The organism is Arthrobacter sp. PvP103 (genome assembly GCF_017833075.1).
GTDB lineage: Bacteria > Actinomycetota > Actinomycetes > Actinomycetales > Micrococcaceae > Arthrobacter.
In genome coordinates this window covers 2,390,804-2,416,189 of the sequence record NZ_JAFIBQ010000001.1, presented here as the reverse complement: position 1 = coordinate 2,416,189, position 25,386 = coordinate 2,390,804, and the positions used below count along the sequence as shown (strand labels likewise).

Genomic DNA, 25,386 nt, shown 5'->3' with positions numbered 1-25,386 from the left:
GGCTGCGGATTCCGGAATCAGGCAATCAGGACACGGGTTGGGCCGCGGCGACGGCGTCCGTGTTTGCTTCAGGGTTCGCCACCGTGAAACGGGCGCGGACGTGGGACGGTTTCTCCAGCTCGTCCAGCATGGCTACGGCGAAGTCCTGGGTGGTGATGGACCGCCCCGCAGGCGAATTGTCGGCCGTGACGTACTTACCGCTCCGGGCCCCCGGCTGCATCACGGGGGCGGGCGCCAGCATGGTCCAGTTGAGGGCCTCCGGGGCTGAGCGGATCTCATCGTAAGCGGCGGCCATGCTGCGGGCTTCGGGACGGTAGGGCTCGGGGAAGTCGGGGGAATCGCACAGGCGCACGCCGTTGATTTCGAGAGCCCCCGCTCCGCCCACCACCAGCAGTCGCGTTGTGCCGGCGCTGCCGAAGGCCGCCTTCATCGCAGCCAGCCATTCGCCGTGATCCCCGCCCGTGCGGCTGGGCACCGTGGCCAGCACAACGGCGTCGTGATCCCTGGCAACGCTGGTAAACGTGTGCACGTCCGCCAGTTCCGCCCGGCACGCGGTGGCGCCGGGTACCGCCGCGCCAGTCCGCGAAATGGCCGTGACGTCGTGGCCCCGCCGCAACGATTCTTTGACGATCTGGCCGCCCACCATCCCGGTGGCACCATACACTGCGATTTTCATGCCGCTCCTCGTATTGGGTACCGTAGGAATTCACAGTATCTCTAGGATACCTAGAGGCTTAGAAGAAACGAGGTACCGAATGGATACCCTTACGCGCGAGGCCACGCCAGGTGCGGACATCATGGATCCGCGGTGCCCGTCCAGGGTTGTGTTCCAGCGAATCGGCGACAAATGGGCGTCGCTGGTGGTCCAGGTGCTGTCCGACGGCCCCGTCCGCTTCTCCGAATTGCGCAAGCACGTCCACGTGATCACGCCCAAGGTCCTGACGCAGACCCTAAGAGCGCTGGAACGCGACGGGCTGATCACCCGGACGGTATACGCCCAGGTCCCTCCCCGGGTGGACTACCAGCTGACCGATTTGGGGTTGTCGCTGCTGGGCCCTCTCACTGTCCTCCGGGAATGGGCGGAGTCCAACGTTCCCAGCATCCTGAACGCCCGGGATGCCTATGATGAAGCCCGCGACGGGGCACTGCCTGAGGGCTGAAGGGAACGGATCCGCCCGTCCCGCATGGTGGCCACGGCATCCGTCAGTGACACGAATTCTGTGTCGTGCGTGACCATCACCGTGGCCACATTGAATTCGTCGGTGACCTCGCGCAGCAGCCGGACAATGCCGGCGCTTCGCTCGTGGTCCAGCGCCGCCGTCGGTTCGTCCACCAGCAGTACCTTGGGCCGGCCCATTAAGGCCCGTGCAATGTTGACGCGTTGGCGCTGACCACCCGACAACTGGTGAGGGCGTTTGTCCCGGACTGTACCGAGTCCGACGACGTCCAGGAGCTCGGCCGCGCGCCTGCGGGCGGCCGCCAAGGGTTTCCCGCGCAGGTGGTCCGCCAGTACGAGCTGTTCGGCCGCAGTCAGTGACGGCAGGAGGTTGGGTTGCTGGAAGATGATGCCGATCTTCTCCCGGCGCAGGGCTGTCAGCTCAGCGTCCCGGAGGCCGGTGATCACCTCGCCGTCGATTGTCGCAGCGCCGGACGTGGGCCGGATGAGCGCAGCGGAGACTGCCAGCAGGGATGACTTCCCGGACCCTGAGGGGCCCACGAGGGCTAGGAAGTCCCCTGCGCCGACGGCGAGACTGACCTGGTCCAGTGCCTTGAGGGTGGCGTCTCCGTCCGGGTACTCGAGCGTGACGTTGACGAGGTTGAGCGGGGTGTCCAATGAGTATTCCTTTCGAGGAATATAGCTGTAGTGGGGAGAAATCAGTTGCCGCCGAGGGCAAGTAGCGGGTCAACCCGGGTAACGCCGCGGACCGCCACGACGGCTCCGCTGAGGCCCAGGAGCAGGATTCCGGCAATGGGAACGAGCGTGGTGTCCGGTGTGACCAGGAACGGGGCAGCCTGTGCCGCAAAAATCCCGCCGAGCAGTCCTGCTCCGCCGCCGGTAACCGTCCCTGCTGCCAGCACCATCCCGGCCTGCGCCATCGCATCGCGGAGCACATACCCCGGGGACCCGCCCATTGCCTTGACGACGGCAATGTCGCGGGTCCGCTGAACAGTCCATACCGTCAGGAACGCCACGATCACCAGGGCCGAGATGCCGTACAGGAACGCCTGCATCAGCACCAGCGAGCCGTTTTCGCTTTTGAACGACCCCAGCGCCTGGAACGAGCCTTCACGGGTGGCGCTGACTGTTCCCGCCGCCGCGTTGGCGGCGTCCACGTCAACCCGGGCGCCGGCGTCGAACGTTACGGCCAGCACGGTGCCGAGTGATCCGTTGCCTGCGCGGGCCAATTGCCGCCAGTCGTTCAGCGACGTCCAGATGACGCCGGTATGCGAGTACCACTCGTCCGGGACGATGTCCGCAACGGCAAGTTCCGCCCCGCCCACCGCAAGGCGGCTGCCGGGGCTCAGGTGCAGGTCCGCAGCGAGGGTTTCGCCCACCACTACTGTTCCGTCCTCCGGGTCCCCCGAGTTTCCGTTTCCGGATCCGAAGACGGCCACGTTTGCGGTGCCGCCCGGGGCTCCGGCGGGGCCAACGGCCTGAGCGCGGGCCTGGCTGATGCCGAGCGCCTCCACCCCCGAAACCCCGTCCCGTCCCGACCAGGCGGCCAGCTGGTCGCGGCTCACTTCCGATTCGGTGAAGGATGCCTTGGCCGGAGTGCCGGCGGGGGCTCCGAACACGATCTGGTCGGCCCGCAGCGCGGTGATTGCCGACGTCGACTGGTTTCCCAAACCGGCGGTGAGGCCTGAGAGCATCACGAGCAACAAGGTGATCAGGGCGATAACGGCTGCCATCAGGGCAAAGCGTCCTTTGGCAAAGCGGAGATCGCGAATAGCGAGAAACACGGGTTTCCTTTCGTGGCGGTGTGGCGTGCTGGTTCCACTCTTCCGCCGCGTGCGGCACTGCACATCGGCAGGCCGGTTGGTCAGCCGGAGACAGCTGGTGGAACCGCGGATCAACCAAAAGGTTGATCTCGGGCCGCGGGGCCCCTTTTCGCCGGGAAACCCGGGCCCCGGAGGATACGCTGGATTGATGCGAGGCAAGTATTGATACCGGGTGAATCCAGCGGGTCCGCGATCATCCTGCGGCTGCTGAGGGTCAGCCTCCACGTGGGCTTCGCCGTCCTGCTCCTCGTGGCCACGGCGCGCGTCCTGGTGTCCGGCCCCGGGCTGACCGGCTGGCTCAGCCTGGCCCTCGCCCTGCTGCTAGCAACCGTCTACGTCATCGGCACCGTGCTGGAGAAGCGCCACTCCACGGATACGGACCGCTTCGATCCACGCTCTTATGCGGTGTGGTGGCTTGGCGCCGTCTCGGTCCTGTGGCTGGTGCTGATATGGTCCAGCGCGGACTTCGTCTGGCTGGCCTTTCCGCTTTTCTTCCTGCAGCTGCACATACTGCCGAGGCGCGTGGCCCTGCCGGTTATTGCGGCGTCCACCGTGCTGGTTGTGGTGGCGCTCTGGTTCCACAACCGTGGCACTGCCGGGCCGGCGCTGGAGCTGCCGATGGCATTGGGACCGGTCTTCGGTGCAGCCTTCGCCGTGATCACCGGCCTCGCATACCGGGCGCTCTACCTTGAAGCGGAGAACCAGCGGCTGGCGGCCGAGGAATTGCGCCGGACGCGCGGGGAACTGGCCCGCAGCCAGCACGACGCCGGCACGCTGACCGAGCGGGCACGGCTGGCCCGCGAAATACACGACACCCTGGCCCAGGGCTTCTCGAGCATTGTGCTGATGGGCCGTTCGGCTGAGAAGGCGCTCGACGACGGCGACACGGCAACGGCGCGCGAGCGGCTCCGGACGATGCAGGAGACTGCGTCCGCCAACCTCGCAGAGGCGCGCAACTTTGTCCGCGGCCTGCAGTCCCCGGCGCTTGAGCAGATGTCCTTGGCGGGCAGCCTCCGCCGGCTCTGTGAAAAGACCGAGGCCGAGGCGGCGGCACGCGGAGCCGGCTTTCGTTGCCGCTTCGACCTCGAAGGCACTCCCGTTGAACTCTCCAATCCATACTCCACCACGCTCCTGCGTGCCGCCCAGGCGAGCCTCGCCAACGTGTGGGTTCACGCGAAGGCAAGCACCGCCGTCGTGACCCTGTCCTTCATGGGAACAGAAGTGGCCATGGACATTTACGACGACGGCGTAGGCTTCCGGCCGGAGCCGGAGGGATCCGGGGGCAGCCCGCAGCGCAAGGACGGTTCCGGGTACGGCCTCCGCTCGCTCCGGGAACGGGTGACGGCCCTGGCGGGAACGTTGGACATCGAATCCGCGCCGGGTGAGGGAACCGTGGTGGCCATCCGGCTCCCGCTGGTGGAGAGTGCGGCGGCCGCCGGGAAGCCGGCAAACGGGGAGCGGGCATGAGCGGAATCCGGATCCTTCTGGTGGACGACCACCCCGTGGTCCGTGCCGGTCTCCGCGCCATGCTGAGCGACTTCGAGGGCATCACCGTGGCGGCCGAAGCCGGCGACGGTGCCGCTGCGCTGGCCCAGCTCGCCAGGCTCCGCACACTGGGCGAGCCCGTGGACGTGGTCCTGATGGACCTGCAAATGGGTGCAGGCATGGACGGCGTCACGGCCACACGGAAAATCAAGGCCGGCGAGGCGGGCATTCCCGCCCCGCCGGTGCTGATCCTCACCACCTATGATTCGGACGCCGACATCCTGGCCGCCGTCGAAGCCGGCGCCAGCGGCTACATGCTCAAGGATGCCCCGCCCGAGCACATCCGCCAGGCCGTGCTCTCCGCCGCGGCAGGCGGGACGGCGTTGGCCCCCGAGGTGGCCGCGCGGCTGGTGGGCAGGATCCGTAATCCCGAACCGGCGCTGTCCGCACGGGAAATCCAACTGCTGCAGCTCCTGGCCACCGGACTGCCGAACCGCGCCATCGCCCGGCGGCTCTTCATTTCCGAGGCAACCGTCAAGACCCACCTGGTGCACATCTACGGGAAACTCGGCGTGGACAACCGCACCGCGGCCATTTCCGTGGCGACGCAGCGCCGGATCATCCGGCCCGCATGAGCCGGCGTCCCGTCCGGCGCCGGCTGGCCGCCTGACGGGCTTCCTTCAGCACGATCATGTGACAAGAACTTTGTCGGGGCTTGCGGGCATAATGGCGCGATGGGGAACTTTCAGAAACTTTCGCTTGCTCTTGTTGGCCTCGTTATCGGCGGATCGCTGGTGGCCTGCGACGACGGCCGTGCCGGGGCGCAGGACGCAGCGAAGCAGCTCGCTTCGGCGGTGGCGGCGCTGGACGTCGGTTCCGTCGCCTTTGATGGTACCGACGCCGCAGCAGCCAACGAACAGCTGAAAGGAGTTTTCCAGGGGCTCGATCCTGCCAAACCGGCTGTCGAAGCAGGAGAGTTGACGCTGGAGAAGGACACTGCCACGGTCCCGTTGAACTACAGCTGGAAGATCGGCTCCGGTGAATGGAAGTACACTGCCTCCGCCGAACTGAAGAAGTCCGGTGACAAGTGGCTGACCGTGTGGAAGCCGGCCCTGCTGGTCCCTGAACTGGCGGACGGCGAAGTTGTCGGCGCCGCCACGGACTCCCCGCAGCGGGCAGATATCCTGGGCGCCGGTGACGCAAAACTCGTCACCTACCGGCCGGTGGTGAACGTAGGCATCGACAAGCCCAGGCTGGCTTCCGCCGACCCCGCCGCGTCCGCCACCCGGCTCGCCCAACTGGTGGGAGTGGACCCCGCAGCCTACACGCAGCAGGTCCAGGCGGCAGGCCCGGAGGCTTTCGTCACAGCCATCACCCTTCGCCAGGACGGCCGGACCATCACGGACGAGCAGATCGCCCGTATCCCCGGCGCCAGGTCCATCGCAGGCCTCCTGCCGCTGGCGCCAACCCGCACCTTCGCCCGCGCCCTATTGGGCACCGCTGCCGAGGCGAATGCCGAACAAATCGAAAAATCCGGCGGAGCCCTCAAAGCCGGGGACACCACCGGCACCGGCGGGCTTCAGCAGCAATATGACGCCCAACTCCGCGGCACCGACGGAATCCAGGTCTTCGCAGAAAAGGCCGGGCTTACCACCGAGGAAAGGCAGGCCTTGCCCAACCAGGGCCGCCGGATCCTGTTCCAGGTTGGGATGAAACCGGGAACGCCGGTGAAAACCACCCTGGACCCCAGGCTCCAGCAGCTCGCCGAGGACGTCCTAGCGGATGTTGGCCCTGCGTCCGCCATCGTGGCCCTACGCCCCTCCAGCGGCGCCATCCTGGCCGCGGCGTCAGGACCGGGCAGCAACGGCTACAACACTGCCATGCTGGGACAGTACGCTCCAGGCTCAACCTTCAAGATGGTGGATTCGCTGGCCATGATCCGCAACGGCATGACGCCGGACTCCAAGGTTGAATGCACGCCCACGCTCACGGTGGACGGCCGCACGTTCAAGAACGCCGAGGGCTATCCGGAGGACTCGCTGGGATCCGTCACGCTACGGGATGCGTTTGCGCACTCCTGCAACACCGCCTTCATCGCGGCCCGCGATTCCGTCAGCCAGGCCCAGCTTGAATCCGCGGCCACCTCCCTCGGTGTTGCCGTCGAGGCGCCCGGGCTGGGAGCGGATGCCTTCCTTGGCTCAGTCCCCGGGGAAGCTGAGGGAACCGAGCATGCCGCATCCATGATCGGGCAGGGCAAGGTGCTGCTCTCGCCGCTGGCTGCCGCCGTGATGGCCGGGTCAGTGGCCAAGGGCTCCCCCGTGTCCCCCACGCTCGTGCTGAACGCGGAAGCAGGGGCCGGCACCGCAGCCCCTGGGGCGGCCGGAACACCGACGGCCGCCGGAACTTCGCCGTCGTTGTCCTCCACCGCGCCTGCTCCCGCTAAAGCTGCGGAGAAGCCGGTCACGGCGGCAGAAGCTGCGGCCCTGGCCGACATGATGCGGGCTGTGGTCACCTCGGGCCACGCCGGATTCCTGGCCTCGGTGCCGGGGGAACCGGTGGGCGCCAAGACCGGCACCGCCGAATTCGGCAATGAAAACCCGCCCAAGACGCACGCCTGGATTGTGGCCGTGCACGGCGACCTCGCGGTAGCCGTCTTCGTCGAAGAGGGTGGCCTGGGAGCCACGACATCCGGGCCCCTGCTCAAGGACTTCCTGGTCGCTGCCGGTTAACCCGGCACTAGCGCAGGTAGGCGGGGTCGGGGAGCATACCGGGCCGCTGGAGGTACGGGCGGGCTGCCGTGGGAAGATTGAAGGCGTGGCTCATATTGACGTTTCCAATATCGATTACTTCCTCTCCGACGGCACGCAGCTGCTGAACGGGGTGACCTTCAAGGTTCCGGACGGCACCAAGACGGCTCTGATCGGACCCAACGGAACGGGCAAGACCACGCTTTTCCGTATCATTTCCGGCGACCTTGTGCCGGATGAAGGCGTGATCGGCCGGTCCGGGAACATGGGCATCATGCGCCAGTTCGTGGGCCAGGTCCGGGATGACTCCACAGTCCGCGACCTCCTCGTCTCCGCGGCGCCGCCCGCCCTGGCGGCCGCTGCCCGCGCCGTTGACGACGCCGAGCTGGCCATGATGGAGCACGACGACGAGCCCACCCAGATGCAGTACGCCCAGGCGATCGTGGACTGGGGGGACGCCGGCGGCTACGACGTCGAGACGGTCTGGGACGAGGTCTGCATGGCCGCGCTGGGACTTCCCTTCGACCGCGCGCAGCACCGCCCGGCGTCGAGCCTTTCCGGCGGCGAGCAAAAGCGGCTGGTGCTGGAGGCACTCTTTGCCGGTCCCGACGAGCTGCTGCTCCTCGATGAGCCGGATAACTACCTCGACGTCCCGGGCAAGCGCTGGCTCGAGGCCAAGCTGAACGAGTCCAAGAAGACCGTTTTCTTCATCAGCCACGACCGCGAACTGCTGAACAACGCCGCCGGCCGCATCGTGACGCTCGAACCGGGCATCAACGGGGCCGGAGCCTGGATCCACGGCGGCGGCTTCGGCTCCTACGTGGAGGCGCGGGCGGACCGCAACGCCCGCTTCGAAGAGTTGCGCAAACGCTGGGACGAGGAGCACGTGAAGCTCAAGGAACTCGTCAACATGTACAAGAACAAGGCGGCGTTTCGCTCAGACATGGCCAACCGGTATCACGCCGCCCAGACCCGGCTGGCGAAGTTCCTGGAAGCCGGGCCGCCCGAGGCCCTGCCCATCGAGCAGAACGTGCAGATGCGGCTCAAGGGCGGCCGCACGGCCAAGCGTGCGATCGTCGCGGAGAAGCTGGAACTCACCGGGCTGATGAAGCCGTTCTCCACCGAGGTCTGGTTCGGGGACCGCGTTGGCGTGCTCGGCTCCAACGGGTCCGGCAAGAGCCACTTCCTCCGCCTGCTCGCCACCGGGGGAACCGATCCCGAGCGGGAGCACCTGCCCGTGTCCGACGTCGAGATCGCCGAAGTGCCGCACGAAGGCACCGTGAAACTCGGCGCCCGCATCCGTCCCGGCTTCTTCGCCCAGACCCACGTCCGGCCGGACCTCCTGGGCAAGACCCTGCTGGAAATCCTGCACCGTGGAGACGAACACCGCTCCGGGCTCGGCCGTGAGGCAGCGGCCGGTGCACTGGACGGATACGGCCTGGCATCCCAGTCGGAGCAGAAGTACGAATCCCTGTCCGGCGGCCAGCAGGCCCGGTTCCAGATCCTGCTGCTGCAACTCTCCGGCGCCACCCTGCTGCTACTCGATGAGCCCACGGACAACCTGGACCTGCACTCGGCCGAGGCGCTGGAACGCGCCATCGACCACTTCGAGGGGACCGTCCTGGCCGTGACGCACGACCGCTGGTTCGCCCGGACCTTCGACCGCTTCCTGGTGTTCGGTTCCGACGGCAGGGTTTACGAATCCGCGGAGCCGGTCTGGGACGAGAAGCGCGTGGAGCGAGCCCGCTAGCAAACGACTGGCTGGGTGCGGGCCTGGCGGGTGTGCCGGTTACTCCGGCAGCAGTTCGGAGCGTACCCCGGCTTCCGGGCCGGCAGTTCCTCCCATGGCGGCCACCAGCCGCTCCCTCGCCCGCCCGAGGTGCTCGTCGAGCAGTTCGGCGGCGGCGTCTCCCTGGCCCGCCTCAATGAGTTCGAGAATCTTCTGGTGTTCGGCCTGGATCAGGGCGGTATCCAGCAGGTGCAGGGACTGGATGCGGACCATGCACAGCCGCACCTCACCCACGAGCGAGCGGTACATCCTGCTGATCCGCTCGTTGCCGACGGCGTCAATCAGGCTGGTGTGGAACCGCATGTCCGGTTCGACGACGTCGAGCGGAGCGCCCGTCTGCACCGCAGCGATGTCGCGGTTGGCCTGCAGGGCCGCTTCCGGTACGTCCCTGGTGCGGGCGAGCCTGCGGAGCACTTCGCTTTCCAGATAGGCGCGCGCCAGGTAGATATCCCGCACCGAGTCCGGTCCGAGGTCCACCACCCGGGCGGTCTTGTGCGTCCCGCGCTCCAATAGTCCCTCTGCGACGAGCTTCTCGATGGAGGCCTTCGCTGTGGGACGTGCCACCTCATAGGACGAGGCGACCTCTGTCTCGGTGAGGGTCTGGCCGGAACCGAGATCACCGGCAAAGATGCGGCTCCGCAAATCCGCGGCGATCGCATCAACGATCGAAACTGCTGCAATTCGGCCGGCCACCGGAGCTCCATTCCCGCCAAGAGTTCTTGATTCATCTCAATCTTGCCAGACAAGTCAACAAGTCTCTCTTGACCATCATGTGTACTTGTTAGACAATCGTAGGGCGCCACGGTGTTGTGACGCCTAACACAATCTGGAGACACATGTTTCAGCAGATCCTCGATCCCATTGCCGGATCCCTAGTGATTTCAGCCCTCTGCGCGGCGCTTCCCCTCGTCCTGCTCTTCGTCCTCCTGGGCGTCTTCAAGGTCAAGGCACCGAAGGCGGCCCTGGCCAGCCTGGCGCTTTCCCTCGTCCTGGCCATCGTCGGCTGGCAGATGCCGGTCAACCAGGCCCTGAGCGCCACCGCAGCCGGCGTCTTCTACGGCCTGTTCCCCATCCTGTGGATCCTGGTCAACGCGCTGTGGATCTACCGGCTCACAGTGGCCACTCCCTGGTTCGAAGTGCTGGGCCGGACCATCCGCTCCATCTCGAACGACCTCCGCATCCTCTCCATCCTGATCGCCTTCTGCTTTGGCGCGCTGCTGGAATCCCTGGCTGGCTTCGGCGCACCCGTGGCAATCTCTGCGGCCATGCTGATGGCCGCCGGCATGAAGCCGTTGAAGTCGGCTGTGGTGTCGCTGCTGGCCAACACGGCTCCCGTCGCGTTTGGCGCCATGGCTGCGCCGATCATCGCCCTGAACGGCGTCACCGGCCTGCCGCTGCACGACCTCTCCTCGATGGCCGGACGCCAGACCCCGTTCATTGCGCTCATTGTGCCGCTGCTGCTGGTGTTTATCGTCGACGGCCGGCGCGGCGTGAAGCAGACCTGGCCCGTGGCCCTGGTGGCCGGCGTCGCCTTCGGCGCGGCCCAGTTCGTTACCTCCAACTTCTTCGCCGTGGAACTCACCGACGTCGTTGCCGCCGTCGTGACAGTGGCCGCCGTGCTGCTGATGCTGAAGGTCTGGCAGCCGAAGGAAGCCATCGGAATGAGCGGTGCCGTGGAAACCGCCCCGGAAGCTGCCCACGCCACCGCCGTCGTCGGGTCCGCTGCCGGTTTCCGCCGTAGCGGTTCCGGCGCCGGGCCGGCGGCCGGTTCCGGTGCCGGACACCCGGCAGCGACAGCAGCTTCAGGCACCACGGTGCCGACCGACAACTCCCGGCCGGAACCACGGCAGATCTGGATGGCGATCGCCCCATACCTGATCATCATCGCGGTGTTTTCGGTGGCCCAGATCCCGTTCGTCAAGACCTGGCTCGGTCAGGTGGGCAGCGTGACATTCGCCTGGCCCGGCCTGGACATTACCGATTCGGCCGGCAAACCGGTCGCGGCCACCAAATTCAAGCTTGACCACCTCAAGGCCACCGGCACGCTGCTGATGTTCTCCGGCCTGCTCACGATGGTGCTGTACAAGGTCACTGCATCACAGGGCCTGCGCATTTACCGGGACACGCTCGTGCAGCTGCGCTGGACAATCGTCACCGTCACCGCCGTCCTGGGGCTGTCCTTCGTGATGAACCTGTCCGGCCAGACCACCACCCTCGGCTTCGCGCTGGCCTCCGCGGGCGGCTTCTTCGCCATCCTCTCCCCGCTGATCGGCTGGATCGGCGTAGCCCTCACCGGCTCCGACACGTCCTCCAACTCGCTGTTCGGCCAGATGCAGGCCACCGCAGCGGCGCAGACCGGCCTGTCTCCGGTGCTGATGGCCGCCTCCAACTCCTCCGCCGGTGTGATGGGCAAGATGCTGTCGCTGCAGAACCTTGCCGTGGCCTCGGCGGCGGTGGGCCTTGACGGCGCCGAAGGGACCCTCTTCCGGAAGCTGCTCGGCTGGAGCCTCGGCCTGCTGGCGCTCATCACCGTGCTGATCTTCCTGCAGTCCACCCCCGTGCTGGGCTGGATGGTTCCCTGATGGCTCCCCTGGACATGGCTGGCCTCCGCGCGGCGGTGAAAGATCCGGCCCAGGTGAGGACCCGGGCCATCGACCTGCACGCGAACGCCCATGACGCCTCGCATTTCCTGCTGATCCCGCAGGCTGTGGTCACGGCCGGCAGTGCCGCCGACGTGGGGGGACTGCTGCGCGCCAGCGCCGCCCAGGGCGTGCCGCTGACCCTCCGCTCCGGCGGCACCAGCCTGAGCGGCCAGGCGGTCACCGACGGCGTGCTGGTGGACGTCCGCCGCAACTTCAAGGACATTGAAGTGCTCGACGACGGCGCGCGGGTCCGCGTCCAGCCCGGCGTCACTGTCCGGGCGCTCAACGCGAGGCTGGCCCGCTACGGGCGGAAGTTCGGCCCGGATCCGGCCAGCGAGGCTGCCTGCACCATCGGCGGTGTGGTGGCCAACAATTCCTCGGGCATGAACTGCGGCACGCTGGACAACACCTACCGCACCCTGGAGTCGTTGACCGTGGTCCTGCCCTCCGGCACCATGATCGACACCGGAGCGCCGGACGCGGACCGGAAACTCCGCGCCCTGGAACCGGAACTGTACGCAGGCCTGGCCCGGCTGGCGGAGCGCGTCAGGAACAATCCGGACTCCGTGCATAGGATCCGGCAACAGTTCTCCATGAAGAACACCATGGGCTACGGGCTGAACTCCCTGCTGGACTTCCAGACCCCGGTGGACATCATGGCCCACCTGATCGTGGGCAGTGAAGGCACCCTGGGTTTCGTGGCAGAGGCTGTCTTCCGCACCATCCCGCGGCTCCAGCATGCCGCCGCGGGCCTGCTGGTGTTCCCCGACCTTGAGGCCGCCAACGCAGCCCTGCCGGCGCTCGTCGACACGGGAGCCGCCACTATCGAACTAATGGATGCGCTGTCACTCAAGGTGGGCCAGACGCTCAAGGGAACTCCCGCCGTCGTGCAGGACCTGGCGGTCCGGGAGCATGCCGCCCTGCTCGTGGAGTACTCCGCCGGCAGCGCCGGTGACCTGGCGGAACTCCAAGGCAACGGCGAGGGTGTGCTCCAAGGCCTCGGGCTGGCCGCACCTGCCCGGTTCACCGGCGACGGCCGGGAACGCGGACGGCTCTGGCACTTGCGCAAGGGCCTCTACGCCTCGGTTGCCGGAGCCCGTCCGCAGGGCACCACCGCGCTGCTGGAGGACATCGTCGTCCCCGTCCCGGTGCTGGGCCGGACGTGCCGGGAACTGATCCGGCTCTTCGACAAGTACAGCTACAGCAACAGCGTGATCTTCGGCCACGCCAAGGACGGCAACGTGCACTTCATGCTGACCGACGGCTTCGCCACAACGGCAGAACTGGACCGCTACAGCGCCTTCACTGAGGACATGGTGGACCTGGTCCTCGCCGAGGGCGGATCACTGAAGGCCGAGCACGGGACCGGGCGCGTCATGGCCCCCTACGTCCGCCGGCAGTACGGCGATGAGCTCTACGACGTCATGCGCAGCATCAAGCAGCTCTTCGACCCCGCCGGGATGCTCAACCCCGGCGTGCTGATGGATGAGGACCCGCTGGCGCACCTGCGGCACATCAAGACCGCGCCTCCCGTCGCCGAGGAAGTGGACCGCTGCGTGTCTTGCGGCTACTGCGAACCGGTGTGCCCCAGCAAGGACATCACCCTCACGCCGCGGCAGCGGATCGTCACGCTGCGCGCCGTCGAATCCGCGCGGCTGGCGGGGGACACGGCGCTGGTCAGGGAACTGGAGAAGGACTACGAGTACGAGTCCGTGGACACCTGCGCCGTGGACGGGATGTGCCAGACCGCCTGCCCGGTGGACATCAACACGGGATCACTCGTGAAGAAACTACGGAAGGACGACGCCGGCCCGCTCGCCAACGGGGCGTGGAACGCCGCCGCCAGGCACTGGGAAGGCGTCACCCGCGGCGCTGCCCTGGCGCTGACGGTGGTGGACAAGCTTCCGGCCGCCGCCATCACCCCGCCCAACAAGGCTGCCCGGGCAGTGCTCGGCAAAGACACCGTACCGCTGTATTCCGCCGAACTGCCGGGCGGCGGTTCAGTGCGGAAACGTCCGACGCCGACGGGCGAAGTTGACGCCGTCTACTTCCCGGCCTGCGTGGGAACCATGTTCGGACCCGCCGGCGCGGGGTCCGACGCACGGGGACGGGGCGTCCAATACAGCTTCGAGCAGCTGTGCGACCGGGCCGGACTCACCCTCCTCGTTCCGGAAGGCATCGACGGCCTGTGCTGCGGCACGCCCTGGTCCTCCAAGGGCATGGCCGCGGGCCAAACAACGATGCGGGAGAAGACCCTGGCCGCTCTCCGCGAAGCGACCCGGGACGGCGAGCTTCCGATCGTCTGCGATGCGTCCTCATGCACCGAGGGCCTGCGCCAGGCGGTCGAGTCGGATTCACCCGCAGCCGGGCAGCGCGCCCTGCGCATGGTGGACGCGGTGGACTTCGCCGCGGAACGGATCCTCCCCCGGCTCCCCGGCCACGGAAAGCTGGAGTCGCTTGCCCTCCACCCCACCTGCTCGTCCACCCGGATGGGCCTCAACGGGGCACTGGGCGTCGTCGCCGGGGCTGTGGCCGAACGGGTCGAAATTCCGGAAAACTGGGGCTGCTGCGCGTTCGCCGGGGACCGGGGCATGCTGCACCCCGAACTGACGGCATCGGCCACCGCGAAACAGGCCGCGGAAGTGGCCGAGATGGGCGCCGCCGCCCACGCCTCATGCAACCGGACCTGCGAACTGGGCATGACGCGGGCAACGGGTGCCCAGTACAGGCACGTGCTGGAGCTGCTGGAGGAAGTCACCCGCTGAAGCTGAAGCCGGACGCTCTCTCACTTCCTGCACGTTTTCCGCCAACGCTCTCTCACCAGTGAGAGAGCGTTGGCGGTTTTGTTGCCGGAAGTGAGAGAGCGTTGGATCTCCGGACCAAGTGATTCGCTCATAGCTTCTGATTAAATGATCATTTTCAGTTAGCATTTGAACATGAAGACTGAAGAGCGGCACCGGTTGATCGGTGAGTTGCTGCGGAGCCGCGAAGAGGTGACCGTCGACGAGTTGATGGCAGAGTGCGGAGCGTCCGGGGCCACGATCCGCCGCGACCTGGATACGCTGGCAGTCCATGGCGTCCTCCGCCGGGTGCACGGCGGGGCCAAGAGCCTGCTGCTCCGCGGCGAGAACCCCGGGTACGGGCAGCGGGAGCTGGAAGGGCAGGATGCCAAGGCCCGGATTGCCGCCGGCGTTGCCGGCCTGCTGCAGGACCGCGAACACGTCTGGCTGGACAGCGGCACCACCGCAACCGAAATAGCCCGCCAGCTGCGGCATCGCGAACTGACGCTGATGCCCATGTCGCTGCCCGCCCTCAACGCTTTGACGGCGGAAGGCCAGGCCGGGCATCATCCCGCCCTGCTGGTTCCGGGCGGAAGCCTGATTCCGGGGGAGCTGTGCTTCCGGGGCCCGCTCGCCGAGGCAAACATCCGCTCCCTCCGATTTGATACGGCCGTGGTGACGCCCTGCGCGGTCAACCTCAAAGACGGACTGCTGGCGCACGACCTCGACGACGCCGCCGTCAAGCGCGCCGGCCTGGAATCCGCTGGCCGGGTCATTGCCGCCTGCGCAGGCTCGAAATGGAACGCCGCAGCCGTGGCGCTCGTCGCCGCCCTGGACTCCGTGGACATCATTGTCACGGACAGGTCATTCGGCCCGCAGGAACTCACGCAACTTGGAAAACTCTCAGTGAAAGTAGTGAATGTATGAGCATCGCCGTCTCCACACAGAAGCTGAACGCTGCGGCAGCCGCCACGTTCCTGATCTTCGGGATCAACGGACTTGTGTTTGCCAGCTGGGCCGCCCGCATACCGGCCGTCACCGAAATCCTGCATGTCACCTCGGGACAAATGGGTACGCTGCTGCTTTGCACCGCGGTGGGTTCACTGATCGCCCTTCCTACCGCGGGATGGGTGGTGGGACGGATCGGAACCGCCAACACGGTCCGTGCCAGCGGACTCCTGGCAGCGGTGGCAGGCGTGGGCATCGCCCTCTCGCTGACGGCCGAATCAGTGCCCGGGACCGCGGTGGCGTTGTTCTTCTTTGGCATTGGCATCGGCTTGTGGGACGTTTCGCAGAACATCGAAGGGGCCGACGTCGAGCACCGGCTCAAGCGCACCATCATGCCTCAGTTCCACGCGGCTTTCAGCGGTGGCGCTTTCGTGGGCGCCCTGATCGGCGCTGGCCTCTCCGGTCTTGGAGTGGGACTGCCTGCCCACCTGCTGGTCATTGCCGCCGTCGTAGCAGTCCTGACCATGGTGGCGCCGCGCTACTTCCTGCCGCACATTGCCGCCGAGGTCCCCGCCAGCGGCGAATCAGCCGCACCCAAGGATGCATCCGCATGGCGGGACAGCCGCACGCTGCTGATCGGCGTTGTGGTCCTCGGTGCCACCCTGACCGAAGGTGCGGGAAACGACTGGATCGCCAAAGCCTCCGTGGACGGTCTGGGTACCAGCGAATCCACCGGCGCGCTGATGTTTGCGGTTTTCGTCCTGGCCATGACGGCCATGCGGTTCTGCGGCGGGTTCGTGATCGACAAGTACGGCCGTGTCGCCGTGCTGCGCGCCAGCATGGCCGCGGCCGCCGCGGGTCTTGGCCTCTTTGTGCTGGCGGGCAACGTGTGGCTGGCCACGGCCGGGGCCGCGCTGTGGGGAGTCGGCGCGGCACTGGCCTTCCCGATGGGCATGTCCGCCGCAGCCGACGATCCGAAGAAAGCTGCCGCCCGGGTATCGGTGGTTTCCACACTGGGCTATATCTCCTTCCTGGCGGGGCCGCCGCTCCTCGGCTACCTCGGTGACCTCACCGGCATCCACCTCGCCCTGCTCGCCATCATGGTGCCCATCCTGGTGGCGCTCCTCCTGGCCGGAGCGGCCAAGCCCTTGCCCGGTGCGCCAATCCGCAACGAGTAGTACCGGCCATACGCGCCAGCCGCAGCCAACCCCGGCAACCGCCGTGTCGGCGGTAGGGTGGGGAAATGCGAAGGATGCTGAGGAAAGGCCCGGGCCTGGTGGCCGGACTGGACCGGACATTACTCAAAGCCGTGTCCAACCTGCCGGGCGGAAACCATGATGTCCTGTTCCGCCGGCTCTCGGCGGCCGCGAACCATGGAAAGTTGTGGGTTGCGGTGGCCGGAGGGCTGGCCCTCATACCCGGCAGGCCCCGCCGTGCGGCCTTGCACGGGCTGATTGCCCAGGGCGTGGCATCGGCCGTCACCAACGTGGTGTTCAAAACGCTCCTTCCCCGGGCCCGGCCACTGCCTGAGCATCTTCCCGTGTTCCGGTTCGTCAACCCTCAACCCACCAGCTCTTCGATGCCATCAGGCCATTCCGCGTCCGCCGCGGCTTTTGCCGTGGGGGTGGGGCTGGTGCAGCCGGCCATTGGCGTAGCGCTGGCACCCCTGGCCGCCGGCGTTGCATATTCCCGGGTCCACACCGGCGCCCACTGGCCTTCGGATGTACTGTTCGGGTCGGCACTGGGAGCCGGAGCGGCCATGATCACCCGTAAGTGGTGGCCCGTGCGGCCGCCCTTCCCGGAAACCGCCCGCACCCCCGCCCAAGCGGCCACATTGCCCGGCGGCGAAGGCCTTAGCATCGCGGTCAACACGCTGGGCGGTTCATATGCGCCGGAAACCATAAAGGCATTGCAGGATGTATTCCCATCAGCGCATATACATGAGATTGACGAGGACGGGGACGTCGCCGCAGAGATCAGGGCGGTGGCCGACCGGCCCGGAGTAAAGGCGCTCGGCGTCTGGGGCGGTGACGGAACGGTTGGCACCGCGGCTGCAGTCGCGGTCGAACTTTCCCTGCCCTTGCTGGTGCTCCCCGGCGGGACGCTCAACCACTTTGCCCGCGACGCCGGAACCTCCACCCTCGAGGACGCCGTGGAGGCGGCTTCGGCCGGTGCGGCTGCCCGGGCGGATGTGGGGCACGTCCGGGTGGAACGGGGGCTCGCCGGAAGCCCCGAAAGGCTGGAACGGACCATGCTCAACACGGCGAGCATTGGCCTCTACCCCAACCTGGTACGCCGGCGGGAACAGCTCCGGCCGGCCCTCGGCAAACCGCTGGCCGGAGTGGCCGCAATGTTCCGGACGTTCGCGGCCGGCACGCCGACCACCATGATTGTGAACGGCGTCCGCCACAAGCTATGGATTCTTTACGTCGGCCGGGGCCGCTACTACCCCCGCGACCATGCACCGCTGGTGCGGCCGGTGATGGACGACGGCGTCCTGGACCTGCGGATGATCACTGCCGATGAGTCGTTCGCACGGATCCGGCTCCTGTGGTCCGTCCTGACGGGCACAGTGGCCACGTCCAAGATCACGCACTTGAGTGAGTCCACGAAGGTGACGGTGGAAGCAGCGGGGTCGCCCATGGCGCTGGCCGTGGACGGGGAAGCCATGCCGGGCGTGCGCCGCGTTGAGTTTTCGGTGCTCCCCGGAGCGCTGACCTACTACTCCCCGACGCCGGCGTAGGCCGCCTGGTGGTCATCCCTTGGGACTACCCTGATTCCACCCTGAATCATCCCTGAGACCGGCGAAAAGGGAACCCTGCGTCTGTAGCGTGGAGGGTACGAACGGAGCTGCGACGAGCAGAGCCGTCACCGCATCCACAGCTACGCAAAGGAACGCTTCCATGATTGAAGCAAGAGGCCTGTCCAAGGTCTACGGCGAGAAAACCGCCGTGGGCGGAGTGGATTTCACGGTCCAGGCGGGCCGGGTGACCGGCTTCCTGGGCCCCAACGGAGCCGGCAAATCCACCACGATGAGAATGATCATGGGACTGGACTCGCCGACGTCGGGCTCGGTCACCGTCAACGGGGTCCCGTTCACCAAGCACGCGGCTCCCCTCCGTGAAGTGGGAGCCCTGCTGGACGCCAAGGCCGTTCACACCGGCCGTTCGGCCTACAACCACCTGCTGGCCATGGCCGCGACGCACAGCATTCCCAAGAAGCGCGTCAACGAGGTCATCGAAATGACCGGCCTGGCCGATGTCGCCAAAAAGAAAGTCAAAGGATTCTCGCTGGGCATGGGACAGCGGCTGGGCATTGCCGCCGCATTGCTGGGGGATCCGCAGACCATCATCCTGGATGAGCCGGTCAACGGGCTGGACCCCGAAGGCGTGGTGTGGGTCCGTAACCTGGTGAAATACCTGGCCTCGGAAGGACGGACGGTCTTCCTGTCCAGCCACCTCATGAGCGAAATGGCCGTGACGGCGGACCACCTGATCGTGATCGGCCGCGGAAAGATCATCGCGGACGCCCCCATCAAGGACATCATCACGGGGAAGGGTGCGAGCCGCACCCGCGTCCGCACCGATGAGCCGGACCAGCTGATGCACCTCCTTGCCGGAACCGGGGTTTCGGTAGAGGCACAGGACCACGAACTGCTGGAGGTCAAGGGCCTGGATCCGCGCCAGATTGCCCGCGCAGCCCTCGACAACCACGTCATGATCTACGAACTCACCCCGCTCCAGGCAAGCCTCGAAGAGGCCTATATGGAGCTGACCAAGGATGAGGTCGAATACCACTCGCTTATCACCACGGGTGCCACGGCTCCCATGCAGACCGGAGGGAAGTAAGCCATGGGCTCTACGACTTTGGAACCAAACCCCTCCGGCCGCAGGGCGGAGGGCGGAGCAGGACCCCAGGCCGGCGGTCCCGCCGGGCAGCCCGCCCGCCCGCCCGGCAATTCGGCATCCCCGGGCCCCGGCCCCAGTTTCCTGCGGGTGCTGAACTCGGAATTCATCAAGTTCCGCACCCTGTTGTCCACGCTGATCCTGCTTGGCTCCACAATGCTGGTGATGGTGGGCTTCGGTGCCCTGGCGGCGTGGTCCACCGGCCAGTTCCGCGAGCAGATGGCATCGGACCCGGAAGCCGCGGCCCAGATGGCGGCCCAGGGCGGGGACATCGCGGTGAGTGCCCCAACGTCGGGCATTGCATTTGCCCAGCTGATCCTCGGATCCCTCGGCGTGCTGCTGATGAGCTCCGAGTTCACCACGGGAATGGCGCGTTCCACGTTCGCAGCCGTGCCGAAGCGGACGCCCGCCTTCGTGGCGAAATTCCTTGTGGTGGTAGTGGTGTCCTTCGTCCTGACAGGCGTCTCGACACTGCTGGCGGGCCTGGTGTCAGTCCCGATCCTGGACAACTACGGCCTGAGCCTGGACCTTGCCAGCTCCCAGTCGGTCAAGCTCCTGCTCGTCAACAGCCTCTACGTGGCGGCGGTGGCCTCCATCGGCATGTCGCTGGGCAGCATCATCCGTAATTCCGCGGGGGGCATCATGAGCCTGGTGGGCCTGTTCTTCGTGGCTCCCATCGCCTTCCAGCTCATTCCCGGCGACTTCTTCGAGGAAGCCCGAAAGTACCTTCCCGGCAACACAGTGACGCCCCTGACTGCAGTGGAACACATGGACGGAACCCTCGAGGTCTGGCAGGCGGCCCTGGTGCTGGGCGCGTGGGTGGTCATCCCGGCAGCCCTGGCCATGGTTCTGCTCAAGAAGCGGGACGTTTGAGCGGAAAGGGTGGCCGGGCCGCCGTCTAGGCTCATCACATGAACGAAGAACCGCCGGCAAAGGACGCATCAACCCCCACCCAGATTGATGCGTCCTTTGCCGAACTCGCAGACCGCCGCCGCGGCCGACTCCGCCGTTACCTGTACCGGCGGCCCAGGGTCATGGATGCGGTGGTGGTGCTCTGCTACCTGTTGCTGGTCACGCCCACCGCCGTGGACGCCGTGCTCGACGGCGGCTGGGCGGCCACCGCGCTGCTCGCCGCAGTCGCAGCGGCCCTCCTTTTCCGCCGGTCCCATCCGGTGGCCGTTGTTGCCGTCGTCGCCGTGCTGGAGGTGGGCATCACCGTCCTGCACCCCTGGGGCTCCAACGTTTCCGCGGGGCTGTGGTTTGCGCTATATGCGTTGGCCGTCCAGCGGTCCCGCCGGTTCTCCATCACGGCGCTGGCACTGGCAAATGCCCCGCTTTCCCTGTTGTACTTCCTTACCCTCGTGGGACCGCTGGAACGCGCCCTTCCCAACGGCGGCCCCGCAGCGCCGGAGAATTCGCAGCTGGTCTTTGGCATCGTTGCCGGCATCACCATCACGCTGTCCAACGTCATCGCCACCGGCATCGGCATCTCCATCCGGCAGCGGCGGGAACACGAAGCGGAAATCGCGGCCTGGGCGGCCCGGACCGCGGCACTCGGTTCAGTCACCGAACGCAACCGGATCGCCAGGGAGATGCACGACGTCGTGGCCCACTCCCTGACGGTGATGCTCACCCTGTCCGACGGCGCCGCAGTGGTGGTCAGGAAGAGCCCGGAGCGCGCCGCTGAGGTCCTGGCGGAGATTTCCCGGACCGGACGCACGGCCCTGGGAGACATGCGCCGGGTGCTGGGCGTCCTGCGCGACGAGTCGCCGGCGGGCCAGGCGCCCAGGCAACCCCTGAGCGCCGGCAACAGCCTGGCCAAACTTCTCGAGGGCTTCCGCACGGCGGGGCTGCCGCTGCACTATTCGCATACCGGGCCGGCCCTTCCCGAGGACGCGGCCTTCCAACTGACCGTCTACCGGATCGTGCAGGAATCGCTCACCAACGTCCTCCGCTACGGCCGGGCGCTGAGCCGGGTGGAGGTGGGCATGGTCCGGGTGGGCGGGACGGTCACCATTGAAGTGCTCGACGACGGCAGAGGCACGGTGGGGTACGGGGCGGCGGGCCCGGGCGGGCCTGGCGCAGCGGCGGGCGGCGCCAGGGCGCTTGGTTCCGGCCAGGGCCTGACCGGCATGCGTGAGCGGGCCGGCATTTACGGCGGTACGGTGGAAGCCGGACGCCCTGCCGGCGGCGGATGGCGCGTCCGGGCAGTTCTGAATTGGAATGGGGACCAAGGAAAAACATGAATGGCAATACACCGATCAAAGTCCTGCTGGTTGATGACCAGCCGCTGCTGAGAATGGGCTTCCGCCTGATCCTTGAGGGCGAGGACGACCTTCGGATCGTGGGGGAAGCATCCGACGGCGCCGAAGCGATCCGGCAGGTCAGGGAAGTGGACCCCGACGTGGTGCTGATGGATGTCCGGATGCCGGTCCTGGACGGAATCGAGGCAACCCGGGCCGTGACCTCGTCCGGCTCCCACGCGAAGGTGATCATCCTGACCACCTTCGATCTCGACGAATACGCCTTCGCCGGGCTGCAGGCGGGCGCTTCGGCGTTTCTGCTCAAGGATGTGGCACCGTCCGAACTGGTGAGTGCCGTGCGTGTGGTGGCGAGCGGCGACGCCGTGGTGGCGCCCCGCGTCACGCGCCGCCTGCTGGAAGCGTACGTCCGGGAGGGCAACCCGCCCGCAGTCAACGGACAACGGGCAGGCACCTCCGCCCCCGCAGCCGGCCGGGGTCGGCATTCGCTCGGAGAAGAGCAGCAGAGGGACCCCCTGCTGGAGGCCCTGACGCCCCGTGAAATGGAGATGCTGGAAGCCATGGCAGAGGGACTGTCCAACGCCGAGATCGCCCACAGGTTCTTCCTTTCCGAGGCGACGGTGAAAACGCACGTGCGCCGGATCCTCGCCAAACTGCATCTCCGGGACAGGGTGCAGGCGGTGGTCTATGCGTATGAGACCGGGCTGGTGGTACCCAGCAATCCGGACTATTAGCTACTCTTAGGTAGATTTCGGGCACATTTCAGAGTTGTCCTAAAGGTCACTCCTGTTGCGTATTGATGTGCTTCATTGTGTGAAGCTCCCTTTGTGGGTACGTCAAAATGTTCGACTGCACATGATCCGGGCGGTGGCTTCCGGTCTAGGGTGAAAAAGAAATGTGGCCTGCAACACGGTGATCCGTGTAGCCCGGGGCCCACACCCTCAACGAAGGACGGCGCTTCCATGCACGCTGACCAACAGCTTTCCAAGTCCCTGAAACCACGGCACCTTTCCATGATCGCCATCGCCGGCGTGATCGGGGCCGGGCTCTTTGTGGGTTCCGGTGCTGCCATCCAGCAGGCCGGTCCCGGCATCCTGCTCGCCTACATGGCCGCAGGAATTGTGGTGATCCTGGTGATGCGGATGCTCGGTGAAATGGCTGCAGCCAACCCCGAGACCGGATCGTTCTCCACATACGCGGACAAGGCGCTGGGCCGGTGGGCCGGATTCAGCATCGGCTGGCTCTACGCATGGTTCTGGATCATCGTCCTGGGGATCGAAGCCACCGCCGGTGCGGCCATCATGCACCGCTGGGTTCCGGGCATCGATCAGTGGGTGTGGGCCCTGGTCCTCATGGTCCTCCTGACGCTCACCAACCTGGGCTCGGTGAAATCGTACGGAGAATTCGAGTTCTGGTTCGCCTCCATCAAAGTCGCCGCAATTGTGCTGTTCCTGCTCTTCGGCGTGGCCGCCATCCTGGGCCTGATTCCCGGAGTTCCGGCACCCGGACTGGACAACCTGGTCAACAACGGCGGATTCCTGCCCAACGGCCCCGGAGCAGTCCTCGCCGGCATCCTGGTGGTTGTGTTCTCCTTCTTCGGCGCCGAAATCGCCACCATTGCCGCCGGCGAATCAGAGAACCCGGTGGACGCCGTCAAGAAGGCCGTGAAGTCCACTGTCTGGCGCATCCTGGTGTTCTACATCGGCTCCATTGCCATCGTGGTCACCCTGCTGCCGTGGAACTCCGCATCCGTGGCCAAGAGCCCGTATGTCGCAGTGATTGAACTGTTCGGCATCCCCGGCGCCGGCACCATCATGGACATTGTGGTGCTGACTTCGGTGCTGTCCTGCCTGAACTCCGGCCTCTACACCGCGAGCCGCATGCTGTTCTCCCTCGCCCGCCGCGGGGACGCACCCCGCGCCTGGACAAGGATCTCCGGCCGCGGCGTACCTGCCTCCGCCGTGCTGGCCTCAACCGTGGTCGGGTTCATCACTGTGGGCCTGAACTACATCGCCCCGGACACCGTGTTCCTGTTCCTCGTGAACACCTCGGGTGCGATTGCGCTGTTCGTCTGGCTGGTTATCGCCTCCTCGCAGCTCGTCCTGCGCCAGCGCATGGGTGCCGCCGCCAAGGACCTTGCCCTGAAGATGTGGCTGTTCCCGTACCTGACCTGGGTGGCCATTGCCAGTATCGTCGCGCTGCTGATCGGCATGGTGATCCTGGAATCCACACGGGAGTCGCTGCTGCTTTCACTGGGCCTGGCCGCTGTGGTGGTGGGCGTGGGTGTCTGGCGCTACCGCAAGGGTCTGGGCGCCACTGGCACCGTTACGGAAGAAGCCGCGCCGGAAGAGGCCGGAGTGAGTGCCGGCCCGGCGTCGTAATTCAAAGGCGCTAGCCCGGGAAAGGGCTTAGCGCAGCAGCAGGAGCGGGCACAGTCCGCCCGGAAAGGAGTCCGGCCACCTTCAGTCAGGGTGGCCGGACTCCTTTCCGTTTGGATCCGGCTGCACCGCGTCGAAGAACCGATGATCCCCGGCTGCGGCGGATGATCCGTGAACGCGGGAGCGAATGAAGCTGACGTCTGCCGCCGTGAGCTGGATGGCACCGTGCTGGTCGAGGACCACGGGCTCATCCGCAACCCGGGCGACGATGGTCGAAATCGTCCTGGGCAGCACAACACACCCGGGATTGTCCATGAGCCACCGGCGGGTCGCGGGATCAAGCCGGTGCCACTGTGATTTCAGTTCCATGTGTTGTATTGCCTCTTTCCCGGTCGGGCTGTTGTTCGATGTCGGAGCTGCGGCTAATCGCGGCTAATGGGAAGCCGTTTCTCGGCGGCATCGGTTCCAGGTGCCGTGGGAAGAGGGGTCCTGACTTCCAGGACGCCGTTCCGGAAGGACACTTTGATGTCCTGGTCCGTCACACCCTCCGGCAACGGCAGGTTGCGGGTGAAACGGCGGTACCTCAGTCCGGAAGGAAAGCGGTCCCCTTCGGAGTGGCCGCCGGCCCCATCGCGCCCGGCCTGGATGTGCAGCACTCCGCCGGCCACGGAAACCTCAATGTCCTTGTCCGGATCCGCGCCAGGCATCTGTGCCCGGACCACGAGGGTCTCCCCGTCGACGTACTCGTCGACATTGACTTCCTCGACGCTCACGGGGCTTGGCGCGTGCGCGTGTTCGAAGGGACGCGCCGTTGCACCGACGAACGAGGACGGTGTCCTGCCCGTTCCTTCCTGGGCAGACGGCCACCGGGCCGATTCGAACGGGGACCATTTCAACGCACCGGACATAGCTCTCTCCTGATTGTTCTCCTGGCAAAGGCAAACCGACATCCGTTGGCGGCCCGGACCCAAACCCCAGTAGATACCCATCCCCGGACCGGGCAACAGGGCCCAAAGTCCCCGGATGGTGCGGGACTGAACCCGGTGACCGGGGGAGCCCGCGCCCATGTCCGGAATTTATCCAAGCAGAGGACTTTCGCCCCTTACCGGTTGAAGGGATGCGGGACACCATGGATGGGAATCCCCACGATCACCTTTGGAAGGAAACCATGGCGGGACAATTTGAACTTTTCGCGGACGATGCAGCCGAGGTGCGTTTTAGGATGATCGCCCCCGACGGTACGGTGCTGGCCGTATCCCGGCCGTATCCGGATACCAGGTCGGCCGCTGCCGGCATCGAGGCAATGCGGGAATGCGCCGGCACGGGCCTGATCAGCAACCTCTGCCCAAGCGTCCTCGAGCCGGTGAAGGCCCGCACCATGAAAACCCCCGCACCTTCGGCAGTCGCACAGCGGGCTCACAGGAAAGGCCTATGCGCGGCATAGCCCGTCG

The 25,386-nt window shown here is 66.6% G+C and carries 22 protein-coding genes; 16 read left to right on the top strand and 6 right to left on the bottom strand.

Features of this window, described 5'->3' with window-relative positions; genetic code table 11:
• Positions 1-25: 25 nt before the first annotated feature.
• Positions 26-676, bottom strand: coding sequence for an NAD(P)-dependent oxidoreductase (locus JOE41_RS11090; protein ID WP_011693973.1), 651 nt, complete (start codon positions 674-676; stop codon positions 26-28).
• A gap of 79 nt (positions 677-755) precedes the next feature.
• Between JOE41_RS11090 and JOE41_RS11085 the strand changes: the two genes are divergently transcribed.
• A complete protein-coding gene (locus JOE41_RS11085; RefSeq protein ID WP_011693972.1) occupies positions 756-1,160 on the top strand; it encodes a helix-turn-helix domain-containing protein in 405 nt (134 codons plus the stop codon).
• Here the strand turns inward: JOE41_RS11085 and JOE41_RS11080 are convergent.
• On the bottom strand, positions 1,121-1,834 hold the full coding sequence (locus tag JOE41_RS11080; protein ID WP_011693971.1) for an ABC transporter ATP-binding protein: 714 nt from the start codon (positions 1,832-1,834) through the stop codon (positions 1,121-1,123). The two genes, JOE41_RS11085 and JOE41_RS11080, sit on opposite strands and share 40 nt — an antisense overlap.
• Positions 1,835-1,875: 41 nt before the next feature.
• On the bottom strand, positions 1,876-2,961 hold the full coding sequence (locus tag JOE41_RS11075) for an ABC transporter permease (protein ID WP_011693970.1): 1,086 nt from the start codon (positions 2,959-2,961) through the stop codon (positions 1,876-1,878).
• A 201-nt stretch (positions 2,962-3,162) separates the two neighbouring features.
• Between JOE41_RS11075 and JOE41_RS11070 the strand changes: the two genes are divergently transcribed.
• From JOE41_RS11070 to JOE41_RS11055, 4 genes are all read left to right on the top strand, one after another.
• A complete protein-coding gene (locus JOE41_RS11070; RefSeq protein ID WP_209752373.1) occupies positions 3,163-4,467 on the top strand; it encodes a sensor histidine kinase in 1,305 nt (434 codons plus the stop codon).
• The gene (locus JOE41_RS11065; RefSeq protein WP_209752372.1) at positions 4,464-5,120 is read left to right on the top strand and encodes a response regulator transcription factor; all 657 of its coding nucleotides are present in this window, start codon (positions 4,464-4,466) and stop codon (positions 5,118-5,120) included. Before JOE41_RS11070 ends, JOE41_RS11065 begins: the two co-directional genes overlap by 4 nt.
• 99 nt (positions 5,121-5,219) lie before the next feature.
• Complete coding sequence (locus JOE41_RS11060) at positions 5,220-7,214, top strand: penicillin-binding transpeptidase domain-containing protein (RefSeq protein ID WP_209752371.1); 1,995 nt, start codon at positions 5,220-5,222, stop codon at positions 7,212-7,214.
• Between the two features lie 85 nt (positions 7,215-7,299).
• Positions 7,300-8,982: an ABC-F family ATP-binding cassette domain-containing protein gene (locus JOE41_RS11055; RefSeq protein WP_011693965.1), complete on the top strand. Its 1,683-nt coding sequence runs from the start codon at positions 7,300-7,302 to the stop codon at positions 8,980-8,982.
• 39 nt (positions 8,983-9,021) lie between these two features.
• On the opposite strand, the gene JOE41_RS11050 is transcribed toward JOE41_RS11055, so the two are convergent.
• Positions 9,022-9,714 carry a GntR family transcriptional regulator gene (locus tag JOE41_RS11050; RefSeq protein WP_011693964.1) on the bottom strand — a complete coding sequence of 231 codons (693 nt, stop codon included), beginning with the start codon at positions 9,712-9,714 and terminating at the stop codon, positions 9,022-9,024.
• Between the two features lie 143 nt (positions 9,715-9,857).
• On the opposite strand from JOE41_RS11050, the gene JOE41_RS11045 reads away from it, so the two are divergent.
• The 10 genes from JOE41_RS11045 (at position 9,858) to JOE41_RS11000 (ending at position 23,938) form a co-directional block, all read left to right on the top strand.
• Positions 9,858-11,603, top strand: coding sequence for an L-lactate permease (locus JOE41_RS11045; RefSeq protein ID WP_209752370.1), 1,746 nt, complete (start codon positions 9,858-9,860; stop codon positions 11,601-11,603).
• The gene (locus JOE41_RS11040; protein WP_209752369.1) at positions 11,603-14,428 is read left to right on the top strand and encodes an FAD-binding and (Fe-S)-binding domain-containing protein; all 2,826 of its coding nucleotides are present in this window, start codon (positions 11,603-11,605) and stop codon (positions 14,426-14,428) included. Before JOE41_RS11045 ends, JOE41_RS11040 begins: the two co-directional genes overlap by 1 nt.
• A 171-nt stretch (positions 14,429-14,599) precedes the next feature.
• Positions 14,600-15,370: a DeoR/GlpR family DNA-binding transcription regulator gene (locus JOE41_RS11035; protein ID WP_209752368.1), complete on the top strand. Its 771-nt coding sequence runs from the start codon at positions 14,600-14,602 to the stop codon at positions 15,368-15,370.
• A complete protein-coding gene (locus JOE41_RS11030) occupies positions 15,367-16,569 on the top strand; it encodes an MFS transporter (protein WP_209752367.1) in 1,203 nt (400 codons plus the stop codon). Before JOE41_RS11035 ends, JOE41_RS11030 begins: the two co-directional genes overlap by 4 nt.
• Positions 16,570-16,634: 65 nt before the next feature.
• Positions 16,635-18,134 carry a bifunctional phosphatase PAP2/diacylglycerol kinase family protein gene (locus JOE41_RS11025; protein ID WP_209752366.1) on the top strand — a complete coding sequence of 500 codons (1,500 nt, stop codon included), beginning with the start codon at positions 16,635-16,637 and terminating at the stop codon, positions 18,132-18,134.
• 160 nt (positions 18,135-18,294) lie between these two features.
• Entirely contained in the window at positions 18,295-19,239 is a 945-nt protein-coding gene (locus JOE41_RS11020) for an ABC transporter ATP-binding protein (RefSeq protein ID WP_011693958.1), read from the top strand.
• 3 nt (positions 19,240-19,242) lie between these two features.
• On the top strand, positions 19,243-20,169 hold the full coding sequence (locus JOE41_RS11015; RefSeq protein ID WP_209752365.1) for an ABC transporter permease: 927 nt from the start codon (positions 19,243-19,245) through the stop codon (positions 20,167-20,169).
• Positions 20,170-20,207: 38 nt separating this feature from the next.
• Positions 20,208-21,542: a sensor histidine kinase gene (locus JOE41_RS11010; protein ID WP_209752364.1), complete on the top strand. Its 1,335-nt coding sequence runs from the start codon at positions 20,208-20,210 to the stop codon at positions 21,540-21,542.
• Entirely contained in the window at positions 21,539-22,291 is a 753-nt protein-coding gene (locus tag JOE41_RS11005) for a response regulator transcription factor (protein ID WP_011693955.1), read from the top strand. The genes JOE41_RS11010 and JOE41_RS11005 overlap by 4 nt, the downstream gene beginning before the upstream one ends.
• A 228-nt stretch (positions 22,292-22,519) precedes the next feature.
• The gene (locus tag JOE41_RS11000; protein WP_011693954.1) at positions 22,520-23,938 is read left to right on the top strand and encodes an amino acid permease; all 1,419 of its coding nucleotides are present in this window, start codon (positions 22,520-22,522) and stop codon (positions 23,936-23,938) included.
• An 81-nt stretch (positions 23,939-24,019) separates the two neighbouring features.
• Here the strand turns inward: JOE41_RS11000 and JOE41_RS10995 are convergent, their stop codons facing one another.
• Both JOE41_RS10995 and JOE41_RS10990 read right to left on the bottom strand, forming a co-directional pair.
• Positions 24,020-24,304 carry a hypothetical protein gene (locus JOE41_RS10995; RefSeq protein WP_011693953.1) on the bottom strand — a complete coding sequence of 95 codons (285 nt, stop codon included), beginning with the start codon at positions 24,302-24,304 and terminating at the stop codon, positions 24,020-24,022.
• A 53-nt stretch (positions 24,305-24,357) separates the two neighbouring features.
• Entirely contained in the window at positions 24,358-24,843 is a 486-nt protein-coding gene (locus tag JOE41_RS10990; protein ID WP_209752363.1) for an Hsp20/alpha crystallin family protein, read from the bottom strand.
• Positions 24,844-25,103: 260 nt separating this feature from the next.
• Between JOE41_RS10990 and JOE41_RS10985 the strand changes: the two genes are divergently transcribed.
• On the top strand, positions 25,104-25,379 hold the full coding sequence (locus JOE41_RS10985) for a DUF1508 domain-containing protein (RefSeq protein ID WP_209752362.1): 276 nt from the start codon (positions 25,104-25,106) through the stop codon (positions 25,377-25,379).
• The last annotated feature ends 7 nt before the right edge of the window (positions 25,380-25,386 follow it).

Excerpts from the sequence above, each read along its gene's own strand:
- JOE41_RS11090 (WP_011693973.1), bottom strand. The coding sequence starts at position 676 with ATGAAAATCGCAGTGTATGGTGCCACCGGGATGGTGGGCGGCCAGATC.
- JOE41_RS11085 (WP_011693972.1), top strand. The coding sequence starts at position 756 with ATGGATACCCTTACGCGCGAGGCCACGCCAGGTGCGGACATCATGGAT.
- JOE41_RS11065 (WP_209752372.1), top strand. The coding sequence starts at position 4,464 with ATGAGCGGAATCCGGATCCTTCTGGTGGACGACCACCCCGTGGTCCGT.
- JOE41_RS11060 (WP_209752371.1), top strand. The coding sequence starts at position 5,220 with ATGGGGAACTTTCAGAAACTTTCGCTTGCTCTTGTTGGCCTCGTTATC.
- JOE41_RS11045 (WP_209752370.1), top strand. The coding sequence starts at position 9,858 with ATGTTTCAGCAGATCCTCGATCCCATTGCCGGATCCCTAGTGATTTCA.
- JOE41_RS11040 (WP_209752369.1), top strand. The coding sequence starts at position 11,603 with ATGGCTCCCCTGGACATGGCTGGCCTCCGCGCGGCGGTGAAAGATCCG.
- JOE41_RS11035 (WP_209752368.1), top strand. The coding sequence starts at position 14,600 with ATGAAGACTGAAGAGCGGCACCGGTTGATCGGTGAGTTGCTGCGGAGC.
- JOE41_RS11030 (WP_209752367.1), top strand. The coding sequence starts at position 15,367 with ATGAGCATCGCCGTCTCCACACAGAAGCTGAACGCTGCGGCAGCCGCC.
- JOE41_RS11025 (WP_209752366.1), top strand. The coding sequence starts at position 16,635 with ATGCGAAGGATGCTGAGGAAAGGCCCGGGCCTGGTGGCCGGACTGGAC.
- JOE41_RS11020 (WP_011693958.1), top strand. The coding sequence starts at position 18,295 with ATGATTGAAGCAAGAGGCCTGTCCAAGGTCTACGGCGAGAAAACCGCC.
- JOE41_RS11015 (WP_209752365.1), top strand. The coding sequence starts at position 19,243 with ATGGGCTCTACGACTTTGGAACCAAACCCCTCCGGCCGCAGGGCGGAG.
- JOE41_RS11010 (WP_209752364.1), top strand. The coding sequence starts at position 20,208 with ATGAACGAAGAACCGCCGGCAAAGGACGCATCAACCCCCACCCAGATT.
- JOE41_RS11005 (WP_011693955.1), top strand. The coding sequence starts at position 21,539 with ATGAATGGCAATACACCGATCAAAGTCCTGCTGGTTGATGACCAGCCG.
- JOE41_RS11000 (WP_011693954.1), top strand. The coding sequence starts at position 22,520 with ATGCACGCTGACCAACAGCTTTCCAAGTCCCTGAAACCACGGCACCTT.
- JOE41_RS10995 (WP_011693953.1), bottom strand. The coding sequence starts at position 24,304 with ATGGAACTGAAATCACAGTGGCACCGGCTTGATCCCGCGACCCGCCGG.
- JOE41_RS10990 (WP_209752363.1), bottom strand. The coding sequence starts at position 24,843 with ATGTCCGGTGCGTTGAAATGGTCCCCGTTCGAATCGGCCCGGTGGCCG.
- JOE41_RS10985 (WP_209752362.1), top strand. The coding sequence starts at position 25,104 with ATGGCGGGACAATTTGAACTTTTCGCGGACGATGCAGCCGAGGTGCGT.